General features: G+C 67.9%; 23 protein-coding genes. 17 read left to right on the top strand and 6 right to left on the bottom strand.

Translation table 11 applies throughout. The annotated features are described in order from the left end of the window. Positions 1–194: 194 nt before the first annotated feature. Positions 195–1490 carry a NupC/NupG family nucleoside CNT transporter gene (locus tag BGP17_RS11345; protein WP_286711997.1) on the top strand — a complete coding sequence of 432 codons (1296 nt, stop codon included), beginning with the start codon at positions 195–197 and terminating at the stop codon, positions 1488–1490. A gap of 216 nt (positions 1491–1706) precedes the next feature. Next, positions 1707–2588 carry a PilZ domain-containing protein gene (locus tag BGP17_RS11340; protein ID WP_167300397.1) on the top strand — a complete coding sequence of 294 codons (882 nt, stop codon included), beginning with the start codon at positions 1707–1709 and terminating at the stop codon, positions 2586–2588. Here BGP17_RS11340 and BGP17_RS11335 read toward each other — a convergent pair. Further along, positions 2585–3454 (bottom strand): 3-hydroxyacyl-CoA dehydrogenase NAD-binding domain-containing protein, encoded by an 870-nt coding sequence (locus BGP17_RS11335; RefSeq protein WP_167300398.1) that lies wholly within the window; start codon positions 3452–3454, stop codon positions 2585–2587. The two genes, BGP17_RS11340 and BGP17_RS11335, sit on opposite strands and share 4 nt — an antisense overlap. Before the next feature lie 61 nt (positions 3455–3515). Between BGP17_RS11335 and BGP17_RS11330 the strand changes: the two genes are divergently transcribed. From BGP17_RS11330 to BGP17_RS11295, 8 genes are all read left to right on the top strand, one after another. Continuing rightward, on the top strand, positions 3516–4526 hold the full coding sequence (locus BGP17_RS11330) for a DUF1176 domain-containing protein (protein WP_286711996.1): 1011 nt from the start codon (positions 3516–3518) through the stop codon (positions 4524–4526). A gap of 43 nt (positions 4527–4569) precedes the next feature. Continuing rightward, positions 4570–5466, top strand: coding sequence for an acetylglutamate kinase (gene argB / locus BGP17_RS11325; RefSeq protein ID WP_167300400.1), 897 nt, complete (start codon positions 4570–4572; stop codon positions 5464–5466). 136 nt (positions 5467–5602) lie between these two features. Further along, complete coding sequence (locus tag BGP17_RS11320) at positions 5603–5866, top strand: hypothetical protein (RefSeq protein ID WP_167300401.1); 264 nt, start codon at positions 5603–5605, stop codon at positions 5864–5866. Between the two features lie 129 nt (positions 5867–5995). Next, on the top strand, positions 5996–6292 hold the full coding sequence (locus tag BGP17_RS11315) for a YggT family protein (protein WP_167300551.1): 297 nt from the start codon (positions 5996–5998) through the stop codon (positions 6290–6292). A gap of 7 nt (positions 6293–6299) precedes the next feature. Continuing rightward, a complete protein-coding gene (locus BGP17_RS11310; protein ID WP_167300402.1) occupies positions 6300–6608 on the top strand; it encodes a DUF167 domain-containing protein in 309 nt (102 codons plus the stop codon). Further along, positions 6598–7473 carry a bifunctional methylenetetrahydrofolate dehydrogenase/methenyltetrahydrofolate cyclohydrolase FolD gene (gene folD / locus BGP17_RS11305; protein WP_286711995.1) on the top strand — a complete coding sequence of 292 codons (876 nt, stop codon included), beginning with the start codon at positions 6598–6600 and terminating at the stop codon, positions 7471–7473. The genes BGP17_RS11310 and folD overlap by 11 nt, the downstream gene beginning before the upstream one ends. After that, complete coding sequence (locus BGP17_RS11300; RefSeq protein WP_286711994.1) at positions 7470–8081, top strand: Cif family virulence factor; 612 nt, start codon at positions 7470–7472, stop codon at positions 8079–8081. The genes folD and BGP17_RS11300 overlap by 4 nt, the downstream gene beginning before the upstream one ends. Further along, positions 8078–8719, top strand: a complete 642-nt coding sequence (locus BGP17_RS11295; RefSeq protein ID WP_167300404.1) for a MarC family protein — start codon at positions 8078–8080, stop codon at positions 8717–8719. The genes BGP17_RS11300 and BGP17_RS11295 overlap by 4 nt, the downstream gene beginning before the upstream one ends. A gap of 15 nt (positions 8720–8734) precedes the next feature. Here the strand turns inward: BGP17_RS11295 and BGP17_RS11290 are convergent, their stop codons facing one another. Further along, positions 8735–10573 (bottom strand): AcrB/AcrD/AcrF family protein, encoded by a 1839-nt coding sequence (locus BGP17_RS11290; RefSeq protein WP_286712773.1) that lies wholly within the window; start codon positions 10571–10573, stop codon positions 8735–8737. 172 nt (positions 10574–10745) lie between these two features. Between BGP17_RS11290 and BGP17_RS11285 the strand changes: the two genes are divergently transcribed. Genes BGP17_RS11285 through BGP17_RS11275 form a run of 3 tightly spaced genes read left to right on the top strand, consistent with a single transcriptional unit; the run spans position 10746 to position 12176 of the window. Continuing rightward, positions 10746–11117, top strand: a complete 372-nt coding sequence (locus tag BGP17_RS11285; RefSeq protein ID WP_286711993.1) for a GtrA family protein — start codon at positions 10746–10748, stop codon at positions 11115–11117. 1 nt (position 11118) lies between these two features. Next, positions 11119–11850: a class I SAM-dependent methyltransferase gene (locus BGP17_RS11280; protein ID WP_286711992.1), complete on the top strand. Its 732-nt coding sequence runs from the start codon at positions 11119–11121 to the stop codon at positions 11848–11850. Positions 11851–11855: 5 nt separating this feature from the next. After that, complete coding sequence (locus BGP17_RS11275) at positions 11856–12176, top strand: hypothetical protein (RefSeq protein WP_286711991.1); 321 nt, start codon at positions 11856–11858, stop codon at positions 12174–12176. Here the strand turns inward: BGP17_RS11275 and BGP17_RS11270 are convergent, their stop codons facing one another. Further along, a complete protein-coding gene (locus BGP17_RS11270; protein WP_286711990.1) occupies positions 12177–13199 on the bottom strand; it encodes a glycosyltransferase family 2 protein in 1023 nt (340 codons plus the stop codon). Between the two features lie 434 nt (positions 13200–13633). On the opposite strand from BGP17_RS11270, the gene BGP17_RS11265 reads away from it, so the two are divergent. Both BGP17_RS11265 and BGP17_RS11260 read left to right on the top strand, forming a co-directional pair. Further along, positions 13634–15868, top strand: a complete 2235-nt coding sequence (locus BGP17_RS11265) for a TonB-dependent hemoglobin/transferrin/lactoferrin family receptor (RefSeq protein WP_286711989.1) — start codon at positions 13634–13636, stop codon at positions 15866–15868. Positions 15869–15888: 20 nt separating this feature from the next. Beyond that, the gene (locus BGP17_RS11260; protein WP_286711988.1) at positions 15889–16842 is read left to right on the top strand and encodes a DUF6607 family protein; all 954 of its coding nucleotides are present in this window, start codon (positions 15889–15891) and stop codon (positions 16840–16842) included. A 101-nt stretch (positions 16843–16943) separates the two neighbouring features. Here the strand turns inward: BGP17_RS11260 and BGP17_RS11255 are convergent, their stop codons facing one another. Further along, positions 16944–18968, bottom strand: coding sequence for a hypothetical protein (locus BGP17_RS11255; protein ID WP_286711987.1), 2025 nt, complete (start codon positions 18966–18968; stop codon positions 16944–16946). 186 nt (positions 18969–19154) lie between these two features. On the opposite strand from BGP17_RS11255, the gene BGP17_RS11250 reads away from it, so the two are divergent. Beyond that, positions 19155–19430 (top strand): hypothetical protein, encoded by a 276-nt coding sequence (locus BGP17_RS11250; protein WP_286711986.1) that lies wholly within the window; start codon positions 19155–19157, stop codon positions 19428–19430. Positions 19431–19471: 41 nt separating this feature from the next. Here the strand turns inward: BGP17_RS11250 and BGP17_RS11245 are convergent, their stop codons facing one another. After that, positions 19472–21562, bottom strand: a complete 2091-nt coding sequence (locus tag BGP17_RS11245) for a RelA/SpoT family protein (RefSeq protein ID WP_167300411.1) — start codon at positions 21560–21562, stop codon at positions 19472–19474. A 112-nt stretch (positions 21563–21674) separates the two neighbouring features. Further along, complete coding sequence (locus BGP17_RS11240) at positions 21675–21986, bottom strand: CC_3452 family protein (protein ID WP_086127430.1); 312 nt, start codon at positions 21984–21986, stop codon at positions 21675–21677. Between the two features lie 149 nt (positions 21987–22135). Here BGP17_RS11240 and BGP17_RS11235 point away from each other — a divergent pair, with 149 nt between their 5' ends. Continuing rightward, positions 22136–22636 carry a winged helix-turn-helix transcriptional regulator gene (locus BGP17_RS11235; protein WP_286711985.1) on the top strand — a complete coding sequence of 167 codons (501 nt, stop codon included), beginning with the start codon at positions 22136–22138 and terminating at the stop codon, positions 22634–22636. The last annotated feature ends 97 nt before the right edge of the window (positions 22637–22733 follow it).

The following is a 22733-nucleotide window of genomic DNA, read 5'->3' as shown; positions in this document are numbered from 1 at the left end:
GGGGCCGGGCTGTCAATGCAGGGCGATTGTCGTTCCGATGTCGTCGCCTCGCGGGGGTGGTTCGGCCCATATTCCGCCGACCTTGCCGTCCGGAATGTCTGGTTCTGCGGGGAATGGCGCGGGCGGGCTCTGGCCATGCGGTATCGAGCGTGTATGGTGGAAGGCTTGGGCGTACGCCTTGGGGGAATAAGCAGTTGAATCAGTTTCCGGTCGGCATCTTCGGCGTGATCGCGATCCTCGCCATCGCCTTCCTGCTTTCGTCGAACAAGCGCGCGATCAACCTGCGCATCGTCGGCGCCGCCTTCCTGCTTCAGGCCGGCATCGCGGCGCTGGTGCTGCGCACGAGCTGGGGCCAGGCGGCGCTGCACGGGCTCTCCAACGGCGTCTCCGCGCTGCTGGGCTATGCCGGCGCCGGCACCAGCTTCCTGTTCGGGCCGCTCGCCAAGCCCGAGCTGGGCGGCCAGAGCTTCGCGATCGCCGCGCTGCCGGTGATCATCTTCTTCGCCGCGCTCGTCTCGATCCTCTATCATCTGGGCGTGATGCAGTTCGTGGTCCGCTGGATCGGCGGCGCGATCGAGAAGGTGGTGGGCACCACCAAGGTCGAATCGCTGTGCGCGGCGGCGAACATCTTTGTCGGGCAGAGCGAATCGCCGCTGGTGATCCGCCCCTATCTCGCGCGGCTCACGCCCTCGCAGCTGTTCGCGGTGATGAGCGTCGGCATGGCGGGCGTCGCCGGCACGATCCTCGCCGCCTATGCCAGCCTGCTCGGGCCGACGGCGCTTCCCTATCTGCTGGCGGCGTCGTTCATGGCGGCGCCGGGCGGCCTGCTGATGGCCAAGATCATCATGCCCGATACGCCGGCGAAGGACGGCGAACCGACGCTCGGCGACGCGGCCGAGGACGAGGCGATCCGGATCGCCGAGCACGATATCGAGGAAGAGCGTGCCGCCAACATCATCATGGCTGCGGCGACCGGGGCGTCGACCGGCGTGAAGATTGCCGTGGCGGTGGGGGCGATGGTGCTGGCCTTCGTGGCGCTGGTGGCGCTCGCCAACGGCCTGCTCGCCGGGGCCGGCAACTGGGTCTACGAGCTGAGCGGCCATGCCGCCTGGGCGGAGGTCTTCCGGAACCTCAGCTTCCAGAAGATCATCGGCACGGTCTTCGCGCCGGTCATGTACCTGCTCGGCATCTCCTGGCACGAGGCGACCGCGGCGGGCGGGCTGTTCGGCACCAAGGTCGTGCTCAACGAGTTCGTCGCCTTCATCGATCTGGGCGCGATGACCGATCTTGCCCCACGCACCCGGGCGATCATCACCTTCGCGCTGTGCGGCTTCGCCAATTTCAGCTCGATCGCGATCCAGATGGCGGCGACGGGCAGCCTGGCGCCCAATCAGCGGCCGATGATCGCCAAGCTCGGCATCCGCGCGCTGGTCGCGGGCAGCCTGGCCAATCTGATGAGCGCCGCGCTGGCGGGGCTGCTGCTCCCCTGATCCGGTCCGGCCGCGTTAACTTTTTGGTTACCGGCCGCTCGGTAGAGATCGGGTAAATCCGCGGGAACAACGCTGCGCCGGGGGCGCGCTGGGCCTGCGATAACAACCGACATCGGATGGAGAGCGGGTCGCGCGCCATCGAACGTTCGTGCCGCGTGCTTCGTCGCGGAACGATCGCCGGATGTGCGCTCTCCAGGCATCTTGCGGGAGTGCTGCGTGACCAGTTTGCTTGCTTCGGGCCCGGACGTTCGTCCGCTGCGCATCCTGCGGCGACCTCCGCCCACGCCCGGCGAGGAAGCGCTCGGCCGGGTGGGGCGCTGCCTGCAGATCGCCTTCCCCCAGGCCGATGCCGCCGGCCGGCCGGCTCGCCCGCATTTACCACGGATCGTTGTGCCTTCGAAACGTTACAGACATCTGACGGACGCATGTTCTCCGCGGGTCACCACCATCACGCCGTCGGAGGCAGACATCCGCACCGAAATCTCCTTCCAGCCCGAAGTGCCTGTCATGGAACGTCGAATCGACGATCGCTCGAAAATCTCGGTCTACCGGTCCGCAATGCTGCGCTGGGGCGGCTATGAGGCGCTTTGCCTGATCCGCAACATCTCGCCCGGCGGCCTGATGGGCAAGCTCCACACCAGCCTGCCGCCCGGCGAGCCGGTAACGGTGGAGATCCGTTCGGGCAACGCGATCTCCGGGCGCATCGCCTGGTCGGCGGACGGAATGATCGGCGTGCAGTTCGACGATCGCATCGATGTGCTCGAAGTGCTCCATGCCCCGGTGCATGGCGAGCCAGGGCTCACCCAGCGCATGCCGCGGCTGCGCATCGCCTGTCCGGTAAGCCTGGTGGCCGAGGGCATGCGGGTGAGCGTCACGCTGGTCGACGTGTCGCAGGGCGGCGTGAAGGTCGAAGCCGATTTCCTGCGCGAAGGCGACGCGGTGACGGTGGGCGTCCATGGGCTCGAGCCGCGCCGCGGCGTGGTGCGCTGGGCGCATGACGGCCGGGCGGGGATCGGCTTCCTCGTCGCGATCCCCTTCGACACGCTCGCCAAATGGGCGCTCGACCGCCAGGCGGAGCTGGCCGCGGCCGACGCCTAGCGCGTCGGCACCGGCTCCGGGCCCGTATAGTCGTAGAAGCCGCGCTTGGTCTTGCGGCCGTACCAGCCGGCTTCGACATATTTCACCAGCAGGGGCGCCGGGCGGAACTTGGGGTCGCCCGTGCCCTCGAACAGCACGCGGGTGATCTCGAGGCAGGTGTCGAGCCCGATGAAGTCGGCGAGCGTGAAGGGTCCCATCGGATGGTTGAGGCCGAGCTGGCACGCCGCGTCGATGTCCGGGATCGTCGCAACGCCTTCGCCCAGCGCGAAACAGGCTTCGTTGAGCATCGGCATCAGCACGCGATTGACGATGAAGCCCGGGGCATCGTTGGCATGGACGATGCGCTTGCCGAGCGACTGGCCAAAGGCTTCGACGGCGGCGACGGTGCCGTCCGAGGTCGCCAGGCCGCGGATCAGCTCGATCAGGCCCATCACCGGCACCGGGTTGAAGAAATGCACGCCCATGAACCGGCCGGCGTCGGGCGCGGCCTGGGCGAGGCGGGTGATCGGGATCGACGACGTGTTGCTGGCCAGGATCGCCTGCGGGCCGAGCACCTTGCCGACGGCCTCGAAGATCTGGCGCTTGATCGCCTCCCGCTCGGTCGCGGCCTCGACGACCAGGTCGCAGGGCGCGAAGGCGTCGGTGCCGCCGACGCAGGCGATCCGGCCGAGCGCGGCTTCGGCATCGGCGGCGGCGATCTTCTCCTTCTCCACGGCCCGGGCGAGCTGCCTGGCGATCCCGGCCTTGCCCGCCTCGGCCCGCGCCTGGTCGACGTCCGAGAGCAGCACGGCATAGCCCGCCTGTGCCGAAACCTGCGCGATGCCCGCGCCCATCTGCCCTGCACCGATCACGCCAACCGTCTTCATCTCAGTCTCCTTCGTCGCTCGCTCCTACCGGGAGATTGGCGAATCGGCTAGGCTGCGCGCCATGCTGATGCTCGCGCTCCTCGCAGCCCTTGCGGACGATCCGCAACCCGGTGCCCTCAAGCTCTACGGCGACTGGGCCGTGGCCTGCGACAACACCCATCGCTGCGAGATGACTTCGCTCTATCCGCCCGACGGCCCGTCCGATGCGGACGCCGACTATCAGGCCACTGCGTCGCTGACCCGCGCCGCCGGGCCCGAAGGCAGCTTCGCCGTCGAACTCTATCCGGCCAACACCGTGAAGGGCCGCGTCTCGGTGCGCGTCGACGACGTGCCGGTGGCAAGCGTCCCGGCCAATGCGGCGGGCGACACGGTGACGCTGGCCGCGGCGGACTCGGCCCGGCTGGCCGCTGCGATGGCGAACGGCAAGCGGCTCACCCTCACCGACGCTTCGGGCAAGCTCGTCGCCCGCATCTCGCTCGCCGGCTCGTCCGCGGCGCTTCGTCACATCGATGCCGATCAGGGCCGCGCCGGCACCGTCACCGCGGCGGTTGCCAAGGGTGCCAGGGCCGCGAGCGCCGTTCCCGGCGCCCCCGTCCTGCCGCGCATCGCCGCCCTGCGGCCCTCGGGCGCGGCGGCGGCGCTCCCGCCGGCCCTGCGCGCCAGCCTCGAGCAACAGGGCGGCTGCAACGACTGGTATGAAGGTACGGAGAGCAGGCCCGAGACCCAGCTTCATGCCCTGGGCGGCGGCAAGACGCTGGTGCTGATTCCCTGCGGCGCCGGCGCCTATAACTATAACAGCCTGGCCTTCATCCTGTCCGGCGGCAAGGCAGTCGAAGCCGGCTTCGACCTTTCCTCGGGCGAGGGCGAGGGCAATGCGCTGGTCAATGCCGGCTGGGACAAGGGCGTGCTCTCCAGCTACTATAAGGGGCGCGGCGTCGGCGATTGCGGCCTCGGCGCCAGCTATGTGTGGGACGGAACCCGCTTCCGGCTGATCGAGATGCGGATGATGGACGAATGCCGCGGTTCGACCAACTGGCTCACGGTCTGGCGCGCAGAGCCCGTGTTCCGCTGAGCGACAAGTTGCGGGGCGGGCTCGCCGGCCCTATGGGCCGCGCATGACCAACGCCCCCGATCCCGCGCTGCTCGCCAAGGCCGAAACGCTCGTCGAGGCGCTGCCGTATCTGCAGCGCTATGCCGGCGCGACCTTCGTGGTGAAATATGGCGGCCACGCGATGGGCGATCCCGAGTTGCAGCGCGACTTCGCCGAGGACGTGGTGCTGCTCAAGGCAGTGGGGATCAACCCGATCGTCGTTCATGGCGGCGGCCCGCAGATCGGCGCGATGCTCAAGCGGCTCGGTGTCGAATCGAACTTTGTCGGCGGGCTCCGGGTGACCGATTCCGAAACCGCGAAGATCGCGGAGATGGTCCTGGCCGGATCGATCAACAAGGAGATCGTCAGCTGGATCGGCGCCGCGGGCGGCCGCGCGGTCGGCATCTCGGGCAAGGATGCCGGGCTCGTCACCGCCGAGAAGGTGACCGGGCGCGAGGCCGATCCGCTCCAGGGCATCGAGCGCCATGTCGACCTGGGCTTTGTGGGCGAGCCGACCGGGGTCAATCCGGCGATCCTGCATTCGCTGGCGGCGCAGGGCTTCATTCCCGTGGTCGCGCCGATCGCGCTGGGCGCGGACGGCCACACCTACAACATCAACGCCGATACCATGGCGGGCGCGATCGCCAGCGCCTGCGGCGCCTCGCGCTTCTTCCTGCTGACCGACGTGGCGGGCGTGCTCGACAAGTCGGGCGAGCTGATGACCGATCTCGATCCGGCGCGGATCGCCGCGCTCAAGGCGGACGGCACGATCAAGGGCGGCATGATCCCCAAGGTCGAGACGTGCGTGAACGCAGTCGAGCAGGGCGTGGATGCCGCGGTGATCCTCGACGGCCGCGTCCCGCACGCGATGCTGCTCGAGATCTTCACCCGGCGCGGCGCCGGCACGCTGGTCCACGCCTGATCCGGCTCGGCGCGCCGGCGATCGGGCCGGGCGCCTGGCCCGAAGCGCAGGTGCTTTCCTTCGCTATCCCTGGCGAAAGCCGGGATGGCGGGGTTGGCCGATTGAGTCGCGACCCCCAGCCCCCGAGGAGGACGAAATGAGCGAGCGCAACCACTTCGAAGACGAGAACAGAGCCCTGGCGCTGAGCGCGCTCACGCTGGTGAAGACGTTGATGAACGCTCTCGAAAGGAAAGGCGTGCTCGATGGCGGCGAGATCGACGCCGTCGTCGAGGAGTCGCTCGTGGCGCTGGAGTATCGGCACCAGGATGCGGCAACCGGCCTTGCGCGCCGGATAGTCGAGGCGATCGCAGTAATGCGCTCCGGCCATCTGCCCGGCCAGCCGCCCAAGGGGCTGGTATAGCGGGAGCGGCTTCCCGCGAAGGAACGCCAACTGCGGTGCGGCAAGCGCGCCGGGGTTGTTGCGGGGCGCCGCATTCCCTAATCTGTGTCGCAAGAGACCTCGGAGAGCGCATTGATCCCCTTCCTACTCATGATCCTCGACATCATCGGCTTCCTGTTGTCGGCGTTGAGCATCGTCATCGTCGTCCAGGCGATCCTGTCGTGGCTGATCGTGTTCAACGTGATCAACCTCTACAACGAGTTCGTCCGCTCGGTCTGGCAGGCGCTCGAAGTGATCACCCGGCCGATCTATCGCCCGATCCGCAGGATCCTGCCGGATTTCGGCGCGCTCGACCTGAGCCCGCTGGTGGCGCTGCTGATCATCTACATTCTCAACAACTTCGTCCTGCCGACGCTCGCCGCGCAGCTGGCCGCCACGGCCTATTGAGGCCGGGATGCCGGCCTGGCGGCGCGTTGCGGACGGGATCGAGATCGCCGTCCGGGTGACGCCGCGCGCGTCGCGCAATGCCTTTGCGGCGGGCACCGGCGAGCATTTCGCCGCCCGGCTTGCCGCGCCGCCGGTGGAAGGCGCGGCCAACGCCGCGCTGGTGCCGCTGGTAGCTGGCGCCTTCGGGGTGCCGAAGCGCGCCGTGACGCTGATCGCCGGGGATATGGCACGGCACAAGCGGCTTCGCGTGGAAGGCGATCCCGCGGCGCTGGAAGATATCGCGCACAGGCTCTATGGCGGGCCGCATGACGGCTGAGATCATCGACGGCAAGGCGTTCGCCGCGGGCCTGCGCGCCCGCGTGGCGGAACTGGTTCCCGCATTTCGCGAGAAGGCCGGCCGCGCGCCCGGGCTCGCCGTGGTGCTGGTCGGCGAGGATCCGGCCTCGGCGGTCTATGTGCGCTCCAAGGGCAAGCAGACGCGCGAGGCGGGGATGGAGAGCTTCGAGCACAAGCTCGGCGCCGACACCACCCAGGCGACGCTGATCGCGCTGGTCGACAAGCTCAATGCCGATCCCGAGGTGGACGGCATCCTCGTCCAGCTGCCGCTGCCCGGGCATATCGACGAGCAGGCGGTGCTCACCCGGATCGATCCGGACAAGGATGTCGACGGCTTCCACCCGGTCAATGCCGGGCGGCTGGCGACCGGGCTGCAGGGCTTCGTGCCCTGCACGCCGCTCGGCTGCCTGATGCTGCTCGAGGACAGGCTGGGCGATTTGAGCGGGCTCGACGCGGTGGTGATCGGCCGCTCCAACATCGTCGGCAAGCCGATGGCGGCGCTGCTCACCCGGGCGAGCGCGACGGTGACGCTCGTCCATTCCAGGACGCGCAACCTGCCGCATTACCTCAAGCACGCCGACATCGTCGTCGCCGCGGTGGGCCGCGCCCATTTCGTCAAGGGCGAGTGGCTGAAGCCGGGGGCGACGGTGATCGACGTCGGCATCAACCGGACGGACGAGGGCCTGGTGGGCGATGTCGATTTCGACAGTGCGGCGAGCGTGGCGGGCGCGATCACGCCGGTGCCCGGCGGGGTGGGGCCGATGACGATCGCGTGCCTGCTGCGCAACACCCTGGTCGCCGCGCATCGCAATGCGGGCGTGCCGCTGGCAAAGGGCGCGATATGATCCTGGCCGCGCTGACCCTCCAGGCCGCCGCGCCGCCGAGCGCGGTCGATGCCGAGCGCGCGTTCAACGCCGCGGCGCAGGCCAAGGGCCAGTGGACGGCGTTCCGCGCGTTCGCGGCCGAGGATGCGACGATGTTCGTGCCGCAGCCCGTGCAGGCGCAGGCATGGCTCAAGGATCGCAAGGATCCGCCGAAGTCGATCGAATGGTGGCCGATCGAAAGCCATGTCTCGTGCGACGGCAAGTTTGCGGTGAACACCGGCGGGTGGAAGCTACCCGAGGGCAGGGTTGGCTTCTTCAGCACCGTATGGCGGCGCGAGGCCGAGGGCGGCTGGAAATGGACCGTCGATAGCGGCGAACTGATCGAGACTGCGCGGCATCGCCCCGCCGAACCGAATCTGCGCCGCGCTTCCTGTGCGGGAAAACCGGTGCAGCCGCCGCGGTTCGGCTATCGCGAAGGACCAAGCGAGAGCGGCGCCTCGCCCGACGGGACGCTCGCCTGGCATTGGCACGTGTCGTCGAGCGGCGCGCGCCGGTTCCTCGCCTGGATCTGGGACGGCAAGGCCCTGGTGCAGGTGATCGACGACAAGATCGCGGCATCCGGCAAATGATCGAGCTCTTCATCTCCGCCTTCGTCACCTTCTTCGTGGTGATCGATCCGCCGGGCTGCGCGCCGATCTTCGCGGGGCTCACCGCCGGCACCAGCGCGGTGCATCGCCGGGCGATGGCGGTGCGCGCGGTGGTGGTTGCCGCGGTCATCCTGTTCGGCTTCGCGCTGTTCGGCGAGGTGCTGTTGCGGGCGCTCGGCATCAGCCTCAACGCCTTCAAGATCGCCGGCGGCATCATGCTGTTCCTGATCGCGCTCGAAATGGTGTTCGAGAAGCGCACCGAGCGGCGCGAGGACCGGGCCGAGAAGGTGAAGGCCAGCGAGCCGACTGACATCTCGATCTTTCCCATGGCGATGCCGATGATCGCCGGCCCCGGCTCGATCGCCTCGGTGATGCTGCTGATGTCGCAGAACAACGGTTTCGAGCGCACGACGGTGGTGCTCGCGGCGATGGCGGCGATCCTGCTGCTCACCATGCTGGCGCTGCTCGCGGCCGGCCCGCTGATGCGGGTGGTCGGCGCGAAGATCGAGGCGGTGGTGTCGCGGTTGCTCGGCGTGCTGCTGGGGGCGCTGGCGGTGCAGTTCGTGATCGACGGGATCAGCGCCGCGCTGGTCGCCGGGCGGGCGGCGACGGGGCATTGAAGCTCCGGAAGGGGCTCAGCGTTTCGCGGGCACCGGCGGCGCATCCGGCAGGTCGTAGCGGATCCGCCACAGCTTGAACGGCAGCGGCTTGCCCGGCTGGACCTCCCGCAGCGGCACCGGCTCGAGCCAGTTCGGCACCTGGCCCTTGGCCAGCGCCGCATAGAAGCCGTTCGGCCCGCGGCTGCGATAGAGCGTCGTCTCCGACATGTCCGGGCAGACCAGCAGATACTGCGCCTTGTGCGCGGCGGCGATCGGCCGGAAGTTCGGCGTCGCCCAGGTGAAGGCGTGGTGCACGTCGAGGATCGCGCGGCCGTTGCGGTGATAGGGGCCGGCGATGCCGCTGTGATGGGTGACGGTGATCAGCCGCGGGCCCAGGTCGACATGCGTGAAGATGATCCCGGCGGGCACGTCGTCGAGCACGCGCAGATTGCTCATCCGCGCGCAGGCGGCATTGGCGGCGGCGACCTTGTCGGGCGGTGCCGGCTTGCCCGGCCTGGCGTCGTTGCCGGCGGAGAAGAAGGGGACGACCAGCCCGGCCCACAGGCCCGAGAGCAGCAGGAAGGCGAAGACCGTGCCGAACACGCGCACGAGGATGCCGAGCAGCCGTGCGGGGCCCTCGCCGATCCAGCGCGCGAAGGGCGCACGGATGCCCAGGAACCAGGGCACCGCCACTGCCAGCAGCGCCACCGATCCCGGCACGGCCAGCAGCTGCGCGGCAGGCGCGGCACGCACCTGCCAGAGGAGCATCGCGCCGGCAAAGGCCGTGAACAGCGCCACGGCGGCCCAGCCGACAAGCGCCTCGCCGCGGCGCGCGCGCCAGGTGGCGAAGAGCGCGCCCAGGATGCCGATCACCGGCAGCACCGCCATGGGAAAGGCGGTCTTGAAGGCGTGCTTGTAGATCGGCCGCGCCTCGCGGACATTGTTGAGCCAGGTGTTGGCGAGCTCGTCCGAGACCTGTTCGGGCCGGCCCAGGCATTGCGGGAACAGCAGCGCGAAGCCGGCGACGATCGCCGCGCCGGCCAGGGCGGCCAGCGCGAGGCGGAGCCGGCGATCGGCCGGGTTGCAAAGGGACAGCGCGAAGAGCAGGGCGCCGGCGGCGACCATCACGGTCAGCCAGACGGGGGTGAGCGCGTCGCAGCGCATCGCCTGGTTGGCATTCGAGGCGAAGAGCGCGAAGCCGAGCGCCGAGCCGCCGCCGAGCGTCAGGCCATAGACCTGCATGCGGCGCACGTCCGCGCGGTCCCAGATCCAGCGGAGCGCGATGATCGCGCCGGCCATGGCGCAATAGGGCAGCATCTCCAGCCCGATGGTGAGCGAGGCGGCGCTGGACAGGCCGACAACGGCGCCGCCGCGGGCGCGGCGCGGATCGGCCAGGCCGGCGACGGTCATGGCCAGGAATGCCAGCTGCCAGCCATGATGGTCGATCCGCATCGGCGCGAACATCGACATGGTGGAGGCGCAGCCCATCAGCACGATCAGCGCCACCGGCCAGGCCCAGGGCGCCACGAGCCGGCGCACGGCGAGCGAGAGCCCGGCCATGGCGAGCGCCAGCGGCAGCAGCGGGGCAAGGCCGCACGCCCATTTCTCGGCGGTGGCGGTGCCGACGAACGGCTTGAAGGCGAGGATCAGCCCGGCGATCGGCAGGTCGACCAGGCGCGACCAGTGGATGTCGAACCCGCCCAATGCCGGATCGAGGCGATATTGCCGCAGATCGTACCAGCCCTGGCCTGCCAGCCAGGCGCGGACCTGCATCAGGCGCATATTGTCGTCGGTGTCGCCGAGCAGCAGCCAATAGATGTTGCCCTGCCGGTCGTGGAGGAACCAGGTGACCACGCAGAACCAGAAGAGCGCCATCCAGCGCAGCCAGTTGCGGTCCAGTTCTCGGTCGAGGCGGAACCCGCCCTTGGCTTCTGGCGTCAAAATCGCTTCCCTCGCTCCGCGCCACGCATTAGGGCGACCGGCGGTTCTTGGGCAAGCGATTGTGACGGCTGTAATCAGGCGATTTGAAGAGATGTGGGCGAATGGCGTGTTCGGGCAGCTCGTGCGCTTCGGCATCGTCGGGCTGGCGTCGACCTTCGTCTATGCCGTGGTCTATTGGCCGCTCGCCACCTATGCGATCCCGCCGGTGCTCGCGTCGATCGCGGGTTTCCTGGTCGCGGTGGTCTTCGGCTATGTCTTCCACAGCCGCTGGAGCTTCAAGGGGCACGAGGCGGAAGGCGGCGTCGGCACCCAGTCCAAGTTCGTCGCGGTCCAGTCGGTCGGCATGGCGATGAACGCCGCCTTCACCTGGGTGATCACCGGTCCGCTGCACCAGCCGACCTGGGTGCCGCTGCTTCCCGTCGTCTTCGTGACGCCGCTCGTTACCTTCGCGCTCAACCGCTATCTGGTGTTCAAATAAGATGGACCGCATCGTCTACGAGCGCATGGCAGCGCACGACACCACCCACTGGTGGTATCGCGCGCGCCGCGAGATCCTTTCCGACTATCTGAAGCGCTACGCCCATATTCCGGGCGGCGCGCGCATCCTCGAGATCGGCTGCGGCACCGGCCATAACCTGCCGATGCTGGCCCAGTTCGGCGAGATCGACGCGATCGAGATCGACGAGATCGCCGCCGCCAAGGCGAGCGAGCGGCTGGGCAAGCAGGTGGGCGCCTCGCCGCTCCCGGCGCTGACGGGCGTCGAGGACGGCAGCTATGACATGGTCGCGGTGCTCGACGTGATCGAGCATGTCGAGGACGATGTCGCGGCGCTGCGGGCGATCGCGCGGGTGCTCAAGCCCGGCGGCAAGATTCTGATCACCGTGCCGGCGCACCAGTGGATGTGGAGCGCGCACGACGTGGTGAACCATCACAAGCGCCGCTATTCCAAGGCGACGCTGACCGCCGCGCTGCAAAGGGCGGGGCTCGGCTGGCAGAAGCTGCGCTGGTTCAACTCGCTGCTGTTCCCCGTGGCGGTGGCGGCGCGGCTCGTCGGCAGGCTGACCGGCAAGGACGACAGCGACGATTCGCCCCCGCCCCGGCCGCTCAACGCCGCGTTCGAAGCGGTGTTCGGGATCGAGCGTCACATCCTCGGCCGGCTGCCGATGCCGCCGGGCCTGTCGATCATCGTGCTGGCGTCGCCGAAGGGCTGACAGCCGTGGAGCATCGCTTCTATCTCGTGGAACCGGGCGAACGGCCCTATTCCCCGATGGTAGCGGAGCATCTCTGGGGTGAGGGCTGTGACTTCGATTCGGACGGTAATGCCGACGAAGACATAGTCGGCGGCTGGACCGAACTGACCGTTGCCCTGCGTCCGGAATGCAATGCCCGGGTTGATATCGATCCGATTGATGATCGCTTGCCGCTGGTGCTGATCATCCGCTCAGACACGCGCGACCTTGCTCAGCGTGCGGCGGCATTTTTGCAAGGTTGGTCGGGCGGCACGCTTCTTGAGCAGCCGCCCGAGGGGCGCGGCTGATCAGCTCTCGCCGCGCGGGGTGACCGGCGAGACGCTGACCTCGCCCGAATCGGCATAGCGATAGCCGAGCGACGCATGGCCCATCACCGGGCCGGCGACATCCGCCACGATATAGAGCGGCCGGCGCTTCGATTCGACATAGAGGCGGCCGAGATACTCGCCGATCATGCCGAGCACGAACATCTGCACCGCGCCCAGCACGACGACGACCAGCATCAGCGATGTCCAGCCGGGAATCGCCGCGCCCATCAGGAAGCCGGCGAAGATATAGAGCACCAGCAGCGCCGACAGGCCGGTGAGCACCAGGCCGACATGGCTGGCGAAGCGCAGGGGCGCGGTCGAGAAGCCGGTGATCGCATCCAAGGCGAAGCGGATCATCTTGCCGAGCGGATATTTGCTCTCGCCGGCATGGCGCTCGTGCCGGTCATAGGGGAAGGGCACCTGCTTGAAGCCCACCCAGGCGACCATGCCGCGGATGAAGCGCGCCTGCTCCGGCAGCGACAGGAAGGCGTCGAGCGCGCGCCGCGTCATCAGGCGGAAATCGCCGGTGTCGAGCGGGATCGGCGTGTCGGTGATCCGGTCGAGCATGCGGTAGAAGAAGGCGGCGGTGATCTTCTTGAAGATCGTCTCGCCGTCGCGCTTGCGGCGCACCGCATAGACCACGTCGGCGCCCTGCGAGCGCATCGCGGCGCGCATGTCGGCGAGCAGTTCGGGCGGGTCCTGCAGATCCGCATCGATGATCAGGATCTCCTCGCCCGCGCACAGGTCCAGCCCGGCGGTGAGCGCGAGCTGATGGCCATGGTTGCGCGAGAGATTGATCGCGACGAGGCGCGGGTCGCCGGCGGAGAGGCGCTGCATCACGTCCCAGCTCCTGTCGCGCGAGCCGTCGTTGATCAGGACGATTTCATAATCGTCGCCCACCGCGGCACGGGCCGCGCCGGAGACGCGGCCGTGCAGCATCTCGAGGCACGCCTCTTCATTGTAGCAGGGGATGACGACGGAGAGCTTGGGCCGTTTTTGCATGACCGGACGCTCTAGCGTCGCGATGCGCCGCCGTCGAGCGGGGTCAGCGCATGCCGGCTCCGCCGAGCGGATGGTTTCATATGCCGACATTGGCGCTGTTCACGCGAGTCGCAGGAGGGCGGGCTCCGCAACGGAACGGTTCGCGGAGAGCGCTGCGTCGCGCAAGCGGACGGTCGTGGCCGCGGAAGTTCATACGGCCCGGCGCCGGGCGCGGCGAAACCCGCGCATTTCCGGGCGCTCCGCCATGCTGTGCCGGTGATCCGCTGAGGCAAGGAGCGGCTCGGAGGCACTACCGGCAATAGCGGAATCCGGGCCTGTAGGACAGGCGGCGCCCTGCGATCGGCCTTCGCTACCGGGTTGACGCTGCCGCGTGGGCCTCCTAACGCACATCGCGATTGAGAATCACTTGCATTAGCATAAAGGGGTTTTGGAGCATGGGGCGGTTCAGTGCGCTGGGGGTGAGCATGTTGGCATTGGCGGCGGCATTGCCGGTCCAGGCGAAGGACGAGCAGGAGAAGAAGCCGGCCGCGGCGCAGGAGTCGACGATCACCGTCACCGCCACGCGCATTCCGGCCGACGTCAAGGAAGTACCGGCCACGGTCACGGTGATCGACGACCGGAGGATGGCCGACGAACTGACCACCGACATCAAGGATCTGGTCCGCTACGAGCCGGGCATCAGCGTGCCGCGCGGCCCGACCCGTTTCGGCGCGGCGCTGGGCACCACGGGGCGCGCCGGCAATGAGGGCTTCGTCATCCGCGGCATCGGCGGCAATCGCGTGCTGATCCAGGTGGACGGCGTGCGCGTGCCCGACGGCTTCAGCTTCGGCGCGCAATCGACCGGGCGCGGCGACTATGTCGATCTCGGCCTGGTCAAGTCGGTGGAGATCCTGCGCGGCCCGGCCTCGGCGCTGTACGGCAGCGACGGCCTGGCCGGCGCCGTCAGCTTCACCACCAGCGACCCTTCGGATTTCCTGCAGGGCGGGAAGAAGGTCGGCGGGCTGGCGCGCGCCGCATATAGCTCGGCGGACAATGAATTCTCCGAGACCGGCGTGGTTGCCGGCCGCTTCGGCGATCTCTCGGCGATGGTCGCCTATACCCGCCGCGACTATCATGAACTCGACAACAAGGGCACGACCGGCGGCATCGGCACGGCCCGCACCGAGCCCAATCCGCAGAACGGCCATTCGAACGCCGCGTTGGGCCGGCTGGTCTACGAGCCCGACGCGCACAGCCGCTTCCGGATTACCGGCGAATATGTCGGCAGCCGTCTCTTCACTAATGTGCTGACCGGCCTGACGCCGCTTCCCGCCACCGGCACCACGATCGACCTGTTGCAGGCGCGCGACACCAGCCGGCGCGGCCGCATCGCCGGCGACTGGACCTGGCACGGCGAAGGCATGCTCGAATTCGCCCGGCTGAGCGGCTATTGGCAGAACAGCAAGGATCGCCAGTTCACCGACGAGGACCGCAGCCCCGTCGCCGATCGCGAACGGCTCAACACCTTCGAGAACCGCGTCTACGGCGCATCGGGCGAAGTGCGCCTGGGCTTCGGCGCGGACGACGGGCTGCGCGCCAAGCTGACGCTGGCGGGCGACATCAGCTGGACCAACCAGAAGGGCCTGCGCGACGGCGTGGTGCCGCCGGCAGGCGAGACCTTCCCGACCCGCGCCTTCCCCGTGACCGATTACATGCTGGCCGGCCTGGTCGCCGCGGCGGAAGTCTCGTTCGGGCCGGTCACGCTCTATCCGGCACTCCGCTTCGACGCGTACAGGCTGACGCCGGAGAAGGATCCGCTGCTGCCGACCTTCGCAGCCTCGGGGCAGGACGGCTCGCGCGTCTCGCCCAAGGTCGGCGCGGTGATCAAGCTGTCCGACGGCGTGCGGCTGTTCGCCAATTACGCGCAGGGCTTCAAGGCGCCCGAGCCGAGCCAGGTGAACAATTTCTTCGCCAACCCGCCGGTCGGCTATACCAGCATCGCCAACCCGAATCTGAAGCCGGAGAACAGCGAGAGCTTCGAGGGCGGCTTCCGCTATTTCAACACGCTGGTCTCGTTCGACCTGACCGGCTTCTATGCCCGCTATCACGACTTCATCGACCAGGTGGAGACCACCGGCCGGCCCTTCCCGTCGCCAGCCAATCCCTGGATCTACCAGTGGCGGAACCTGGGCGGAGTGAAGATTCGCGGCATCGAGGCGCGGGCCGAGGTGCGGCCGGCGCGGGGGCTGAGCGCCACGCTGGCGGTCTCCTATGCCCATGGCGACACGATCGGCACCAACGGCGCCAGGCTGCCGCTCCAGTCGGTCGATCCGCTCAAGGCAGTGGCCGGCATCGGCTATGACGCGGCCGACCGGCGCTTCGGCGGCCGGCTGATGGCCACCTATGGCGGGCAGAAGGAAATCGCCCGGACGCGCGGATCGGGCTGCTATGCGGCCACGGCCGGCGGGGTGCCGAACTGCTTCACCGGCAGCGATTTCGTCACCTTCGACATCACTGCCTATGTGCGCGTGGCCGAGGGCGTGACGGTGCGCGGCGGCGTGTTCAACCTGACCGACCGCAAATACTGGCTGTGGCAGGACATTCGCGGCCTGGCCGCCAGCTCCACGGTGCGTGACGCCTATACCCAGCCGGGCCGCAACGGCTCGGTGTCGATCAGCTATCGTTTCTAACCGCTTCTGAGGACCAAGACATGAAGCAGCTTCTTCCGATCGCCCTGTTCCTGCTGGTGCCGGTGCCGGTGCTCGCCCAGGCGGCGCCCGCCCCGGCCGCCCGGTCCGCCTTCGAGGCCGACCGTGCCGACATCCTCGCCATGGCGGGGACCTACAAGGTGAAGTTCGACATGCAGGAGAGCACTTCCTGGCGCGCCGACTACGCCCCGATCCCGGCCAAGGTCTCGGGCGGCGACGAGGTCGTCCGGGTGATCGAGGACAAGGGCACGGCGATCCGGCTCCAGCACCTGCTCGTCGTCGACACGGGCGACGGCAAGAAGATGGTGATCAAGCATTGGCGCCAGGACTGGCAATATGAGCCCGCCAGGGTGCTGGTCTATTCGGACCGCGATGCCTGGACCTGGGCCGAGGTGCCTGCCGCCGAACGCAAGGGCGCCTGGTCGCAGACCGTCTATCAGGTCGACGATTCCCCGCGCTATGGCGGCTGGGGCACGTGGAGCGAGGTCGGCGGCGTGCGCCGCTGGGAATCGAACCGCAGCTGGCGACCGCTCGCCCGGCGCGACGCAGTGCGCGGGCCCGTCTATGACCGCTATCTGGGCGTCAACCGCCACGCCATTGCGCCGGCCGGCTGGATCCACTGGCAGGACAATCTGAAGATGGACGGCAAGACAGTGCCGGTCGTCCAGGAATATGTCCTCAACAGCTATACGAAATTCGCGGGCTTCGACGTGAAGGCGGCGGACGATTATTGGGCGGCGACCAAGGGTTATTGGGCCGCGATCCGGGCCGAATGGGATCGGATCGCCACGGCCAAGGGCGGCATCCGCATCACCGAGGAAGCCGATCACGGCACGGTGATCGCCGGCCGCGTGCTCGAGATCGCCGACGAGATCCAGCAGGGCAAGACCAGCGAGGCGGACGGGATCAAGACCGCCCGGGCGCTGATGGACCAGGCCACCCGGGCCGCACGATAGCTTCCCCCCTCGGGAAAGGCCCGCTTTCCTTGGTCGGAGCGGGCTGGGGGCGAGCACGGTTCCCAAGCCCGTGCTCGCCCCCCTTTTTCATCCAGGCCGGGCTATTGGGCAAAGAACTGCTGCACCACCATGTAGCTGGCGCGCGGCGTGAGCTTGTCGGCGACGCCGCCGGTGAGCCAGCCGTCGCCGGCGATCGCCGGATCGGTGGAGTTCCGGCCGACGGGCAGGACCGAGCAGAGGCCGAACCATTCCTCTTCCCAGCAGGTGTAGAATTGCGCATTCGCCGGCCCCCAGGGCGCAATGGGGGCGTCGCGGAAATCGTGCACGCCGGCCGCCGTCTGGATCGTCGTCGGGTCCGTGACCGTCGGGTCCATCCATTTGTACCATTCGTCGGAGAATTCGAAGACCTGGACGCCCTGGAGGAGCTGGTTGGCGGGAGCGACCGAGTCGTTGCCCACCTGGAAGCCGGCGGCTGCCTGGAGATAGGCGTAGAGCGCGACTGCTGGGCCGGCCGCGGCCGGGGGATGCTTGGGGGTCCGCAGCGCTTCGAGCAGCGCCCCGTAGATCGTGGCGTCCAGCTGCATCCAGCTGGGCGGCGGCAGGCCGGGGCTGGCGGGATTCTGGGGCACGCCCTGGAAGAGCCAGTAGTTCCCCGTGTCGCTATCGTACGCGACCAGCCCGCCGGCATTGTAGGTGGGGTTCTCGGTGAAGAAGGTCGTCGACGTCCGCGCCGTGCTGGTGGTGGTGACGACCGCCAGGCTTTCCTGGCCCAGCACCGTGCCGGATATATAGGGCGAGAGGACCGCCGCGCCGGTGGTCGAGTCCCAGGTCGCCAGTTCGCCGTTGGGATTCGCCACATAGGGATCGTTGCCGCCCAGCGTACCGAAGCCGGTATTCGCGACCTGGGTGAAGCGCATCGCCTGGGGAATGCCGATCTCGCTCAGCACCACCGGCGCCATCGGCAGGCCGGCGGCCTTGCGCCCGCTCAGATAGGCGATGATCGGCGTGAGCGTGGTGGGTGCCGCGTAGAGGTTCCAGCCCCATAGATCCAGGCCATAGACATCGGTGGCGTAGGCGGGATTGTTGCCGGTGGCGGTCGTGGTGATGTTGCCCTTGCTGTCGACATAGAGCGGCTCGGTGGCCGGTGCGGAGCCGCCGGGAACGGGCGGCGAGACATATTGGACCAGCTGCGTCGTCAGCGTGGCAGTGTCGTCCTGCATCGCGGCCAGGGTGAGCTTGTTCGGCGCGCCCTGCTTCAGCGCCGCGCCCACCGCGTTCAGGAAATCCCAATATTCGCGATACTCATAGGTGCCGCTCGCGGTGGGCTGGTTCGTCTCGTTGGTGACGTAGAAGCCGGCCAGAGCGGGGTGATGGCCATAGCTCTGGCCGAGCCAGGTCGCCGTATCGAGATAATATTGCTGGACCTGGGTATATTGAGAGCCCGACGCCGGCGCCGGGTTCGTCGAATAGAAGGCAGCCGTCGACACGCCGACCGACAGGAACACGTAGATCGGATCGACTCCGCCGTTCCAGCACATGTCGAGAAAGACGTCGTGGCAATAATGATACCAATAGGGCGGCGCCTGCTTGTCGCTCGCTCCCGCGGGCATGTAGGTCGGATATTCCTGGCCGTTGGCCGGGACGTAGCGGATCGGGCCGAGCGCGGTCCAGTCGATCGTGGCGTTGCCGGCCGAAGGCACCACGGGCATGGCGTTGCCCGGGGCCGACAGCGTGAAGGGCGGCATGTTGAAGCTGCCATAGACGCCGATATTGTTGGCGCCGAGCTTGCGGATCAGGCCGTTCGGCCCGACGTCGCGGTCCCAGATCGGCTGGTACATGATCATGGTCGTGGCATCGGTGCCGGGGTTCTGCATGCCGATATAATAGAAGTCGCCCATCGGCGATCCGGCGGCGCCGCCATTGATGTCGAGCGGCGTCGGCTGGTAGCGCACGCCCTTGAAGACGAAGGGCTGCGGGGTTCCCGCGACGCCGGACGCGACCTGCGCGACCATCACCTGGCCGTTCGAGACGCTCCATGCGGTATCGGCATCCGGATAGAGGCCGGAATGGCCGACGGGCTGCTGGGGCGGCAAGGGGGGTGGGGGTGGAGATGGAGGCGTGGCCATGATCTTCCTCTCGCTGTCGCCGGACGCTCGCGGCGAGCGCCGGTCCGGATGGGCGAGCGGAAGGGCGTGCGCGATTCATCGGGGTCCGGGTGTCATGCGCATGTGAAACCGGCCCCCGCCGCTCATCGGCAGTCTAGCCGGGCGCGGGACGGATACGAAACGAAGTTGGCAGCGAAATGGTGGCTTATGGCGGGGCCTGCCGATCGGGTCGACCAGACCGAGAATTTCCGCGAGATGGGCGATGCCGTGGACCTGGCGCACCGGATCGGTGCAAGCCATGTCTATTTCGGCCGCATCACCAATTGGGGGACCTTCAGCCCCGACCAATATGCCGAAACGGCGGTTTTCCTGCCCGGCCATCCGGACCATGCCGAATTCCTCGCCGCGTGCCGCGATCCGCGTTTGCGCGACCCCATCGTGTGCCCGAGCGATCTGGACGAATTCATCCACGGGCGGGCCTGAACGGGCCCGCGTCGCGGCGGGCCAATCCGAGCCCGGCCTGGTTAGGCCCGTTCCGCCGAGCTCACCGCGTCCGCCGCGCGCAGTGCCGCCAGCAGGCGCATCAGGTGCGCGGCGTTGCGCACTTCCAGGTCCATCGTGTTGGTGTGGAAAGTGGTGTCGCGATTGTCCATGCGCAGGCCGAGGATGTTGGCCTTGTGCTGGCCGATCAGCGTGGCGACCGCGCCCAGCGCGCCGGGCTCGTTCTTCAGCGTGATCTCGATCTGGGCGATGCCGCCCTCGGCCTTGTTGCCCCAGGTGAGATCGACCCAGTCTTCCTCGGTGGTGTCGGCCAGGCTGGGGCAATCGATCCGGTGCACTTCGATCGGCTCGCCGGCCCGGCGGATGCCGACGATGCGATCGCCCGGCACCGGGCGGCAATCGACCGAGAAGTGGAACGCGACTCCCGGGGTGAGGCCCTTGATCTCGATCGCGTGCTGCTGGGGCGGCAGGTCGTGCTCGTCCTCGCCTTCGGTCGAGCCGGGCATCAGCGCTTCCATCACCTGGAAATCGGTGAACTGGCGGCGGGCGATCGCTTCCATCAGCGAAGCCTCGTCCTGCAGCTTGAGGCGCTTGAGCGCATCGGGGATCGCGCTGTCGCCCGGCGGCGTCGGCAGGCGCAGCACGATCTCGTCATAGAGCTTGTGGCCGAGCGCGATCGTCTCCTCGCGCTCCTTGTGGCGGATATGGCGGCGGATCGCCGCGCGCGCCTTGCCGGTGATCGCGAAGTTGAGCCAGTTGGCCTGGGGCTCCTGCGCCTTGGAACGCAGGATCTGGACCTGGTCGCCCTGCTCGATCTCCGTGCGCAGTGGCACGACGCGGCCGTTGATCTTGGCGCCCACCGCCTGGTCGCCCAGGTTGGAATGGACCGCATAGGCGAAGTCGATCGGAGTCGCGCGCTTGGGCAGCTGGATCAGTTCGCCCTTGGGCGTGAAGGCGAAGATCCGGTCCTGATACATCGCCATGCGGGTATGCTCGAGCAGCTCCTCGGGGCTCTCGGCATGTTCGAGGATCTCGATGAGGTCCTTGATCCAGCTGACCTGGGTATCGGGCCGGACGTTGCTGGCCTTGTAGGCCCAGTGGGCGGCGAGGCCATATTCGGCCTGGGCGTGCATGTCGCGCGTGCGAATCTGGATCTCGATGCGCGTGTCGCCGGCATGGATGATGCTGGTATGGAGCGAGCGATAGCCGTTGCGCTTCGGCGTGGAGATATAGTCCTTGAACCGGCCCGGCACCATCGGCCAGCGGCGGTGGATCACCCCGAGCGCGCGGTAGCATTCCTCCTCGGTGTCGACGATCGCGCGAAAGGCCATGATGTCGCTGAGCTGCTCCAGCGACACGTGGCGCTCGGACATCTTCTTCCAGATCGAATAGGGATGCTTCTCGCGCCCGGTGATCTCGGCCTCGATGCCGCCGCGCGAAAGGAGGAGCTTGAGGCCCGAGGCGATCTTGGCGATGCGGTCCTCGCCTTCGATCTTCAGGCTGTCGAGCCGCTTCTCGATCGATTCATAGGCTTCGGGCTCGAGCTCGCGAAAGGCGAGCGTCTGCATCTCCTTCATGAACTCGTACATGCCGATCCGCTCGGCGAGCGGGGCATAGATGTCCATCGTCTCGCGGGCGATGCGCTTGCGCTTGTCGGGATTCTTGATGTGGTGGAGCGTGCGCATGTTGTGCAGCCGGTCGGCCAGCTTGACGAGCAGCACGCGGACATCGTCCGACATGGCGAGCAGGAACTTGCGGAGATTCTCGGCGGCGCGCTCGCTCTCGGTCTGCGCCTCGATCTTGGAGAGCTTAGTGACGCCGTCGACCATGCGCGCGACATTGTCGCCGAACAGGCGCTGGATGTCCTCGGGCGTGGCCACCGTGTCCTCGACCGTATCGTGCAGGATCGCGGTGACGATCGTCTCGTCGTCGAGATGCAGGTCGGTGAGGATGCCGGCCACTTCGATCGGGTGGCTGAAATAGGGGTCGCCGCTGGCGCGCTTCTGGGTGCCGTGCGCGTTGACCGAGAAGACATATGCCCGGTTGAGCATCGCTTCATCGGCATCGGGGTCGTAGCTCAGGACCCGGTCGACAAGTTCATATTGGCGCAGCACGGGATCTAAGATGGGGCCCGGTGCTGTTGCTTTGCAATAAATTTGCGCGTCTTGCGGCGCTTTTCGTGCGGAGCCGGCCACTTCGACGGCGAAGCGGCCGGCTCCGATCGACTCAATTCGCCTTGGCGTTGCACTTTTCGAGCGCGGCCGCATCGAAATCGGCGCCGTTGGCGCGGAAGGCTGAAAGCTTGCCGACTTCGCGGGCGACGAGCTCGCAGACGATGCCGTCACGCGCGTTCGCCTTGGCGGCGGTGCAGGTGCCGGCGCCGCACTTCCACAGCGTCGAGCGCGTGACGAGGCTGGTCTTGGCAGGCGCGCTCACCGGAGTCGCGGAATAATAGCCGTTCGGGGCACCCTGCGCGATGCCGGCAGCGGGGACGAGGGCCAGCGTGGCCGCAGCCGCTGCGGCGAAGAAGCGGGTCATGGGAAATCCTCCTGGGGTCAGAACCTGCAGCCTGGGCTGCAACCCGGTTTTTAATTGACATCAAAGTAAGTTGCAACGAGAAACTTTTGCTGCGGCGCAAGAAGTTACGGCATTCCGTAGCGTCGGCTTTTACGGTAGGATGACAAGTTATGGGTGGTGCCATTCGAGAGTCGCTGCGCCAGCTGGCGAATGACTGCAGCCTGCCGGCGGCGCTGGAAGCGATGGGCGAACGCTGGTCGTTCCTGATCCTGCGCGGCTCGTTCAACGGGCTGCACCATTTCGAGGAATTCCAGTCCGAGCTGGGCATTGCGCGCAACATCCTGGCGAACCGGCTGGCCCGGCTGGTCGACAAGGGCATATTGCAGCGCCAGCCCTGTGCCGACGATCGCCGCAAGATCGAATATCGCCTGACCGACAAGGGCTATGCGCTGCTGCCGGTGATGATTTCGCTCCGGCAATGGGGCGAGCGCTGGGAGACGGGCGTGCCGGCCTTTCCGGTGCTGGTCGATGCGCGCGACAGCCGCCCGATCCGCCAGGTCCAGGTGTTGAGCCATGACGGGCGCGTGCTGGGCAAGGGGGACTTGCTCTGGGCGCTGGCCGAGGATGTGGTGCACGAGGACGAAGCGGCCGAAGTGAAGGCGGCGGAATAGGGGCGCCTTGCTGGCCAAGCCCAATTGCGGCATGATTGTGTCGCAATAGAGGCGGGATCGGTCAAGGCGATGGCGTTGCGCGGGCTTGGTTCGACAG

The sequence above is a fragment of the Sphingomonas sp. 67-41 genome (genome assembly GCF_001899725.1).
Classification (GTDB): Bacteria; Pseudomonadota; Alphaproteobacteria; order Sphingomonadales; family Sphingomonadaceae; genus Sphingomonas; species Sphingomonas leidyi.
The sequence above is the reverse complement of the archived record's forward strand: the minus strand, read 5'-3'. Positions and strand labels throughout refer to the sequence as shown.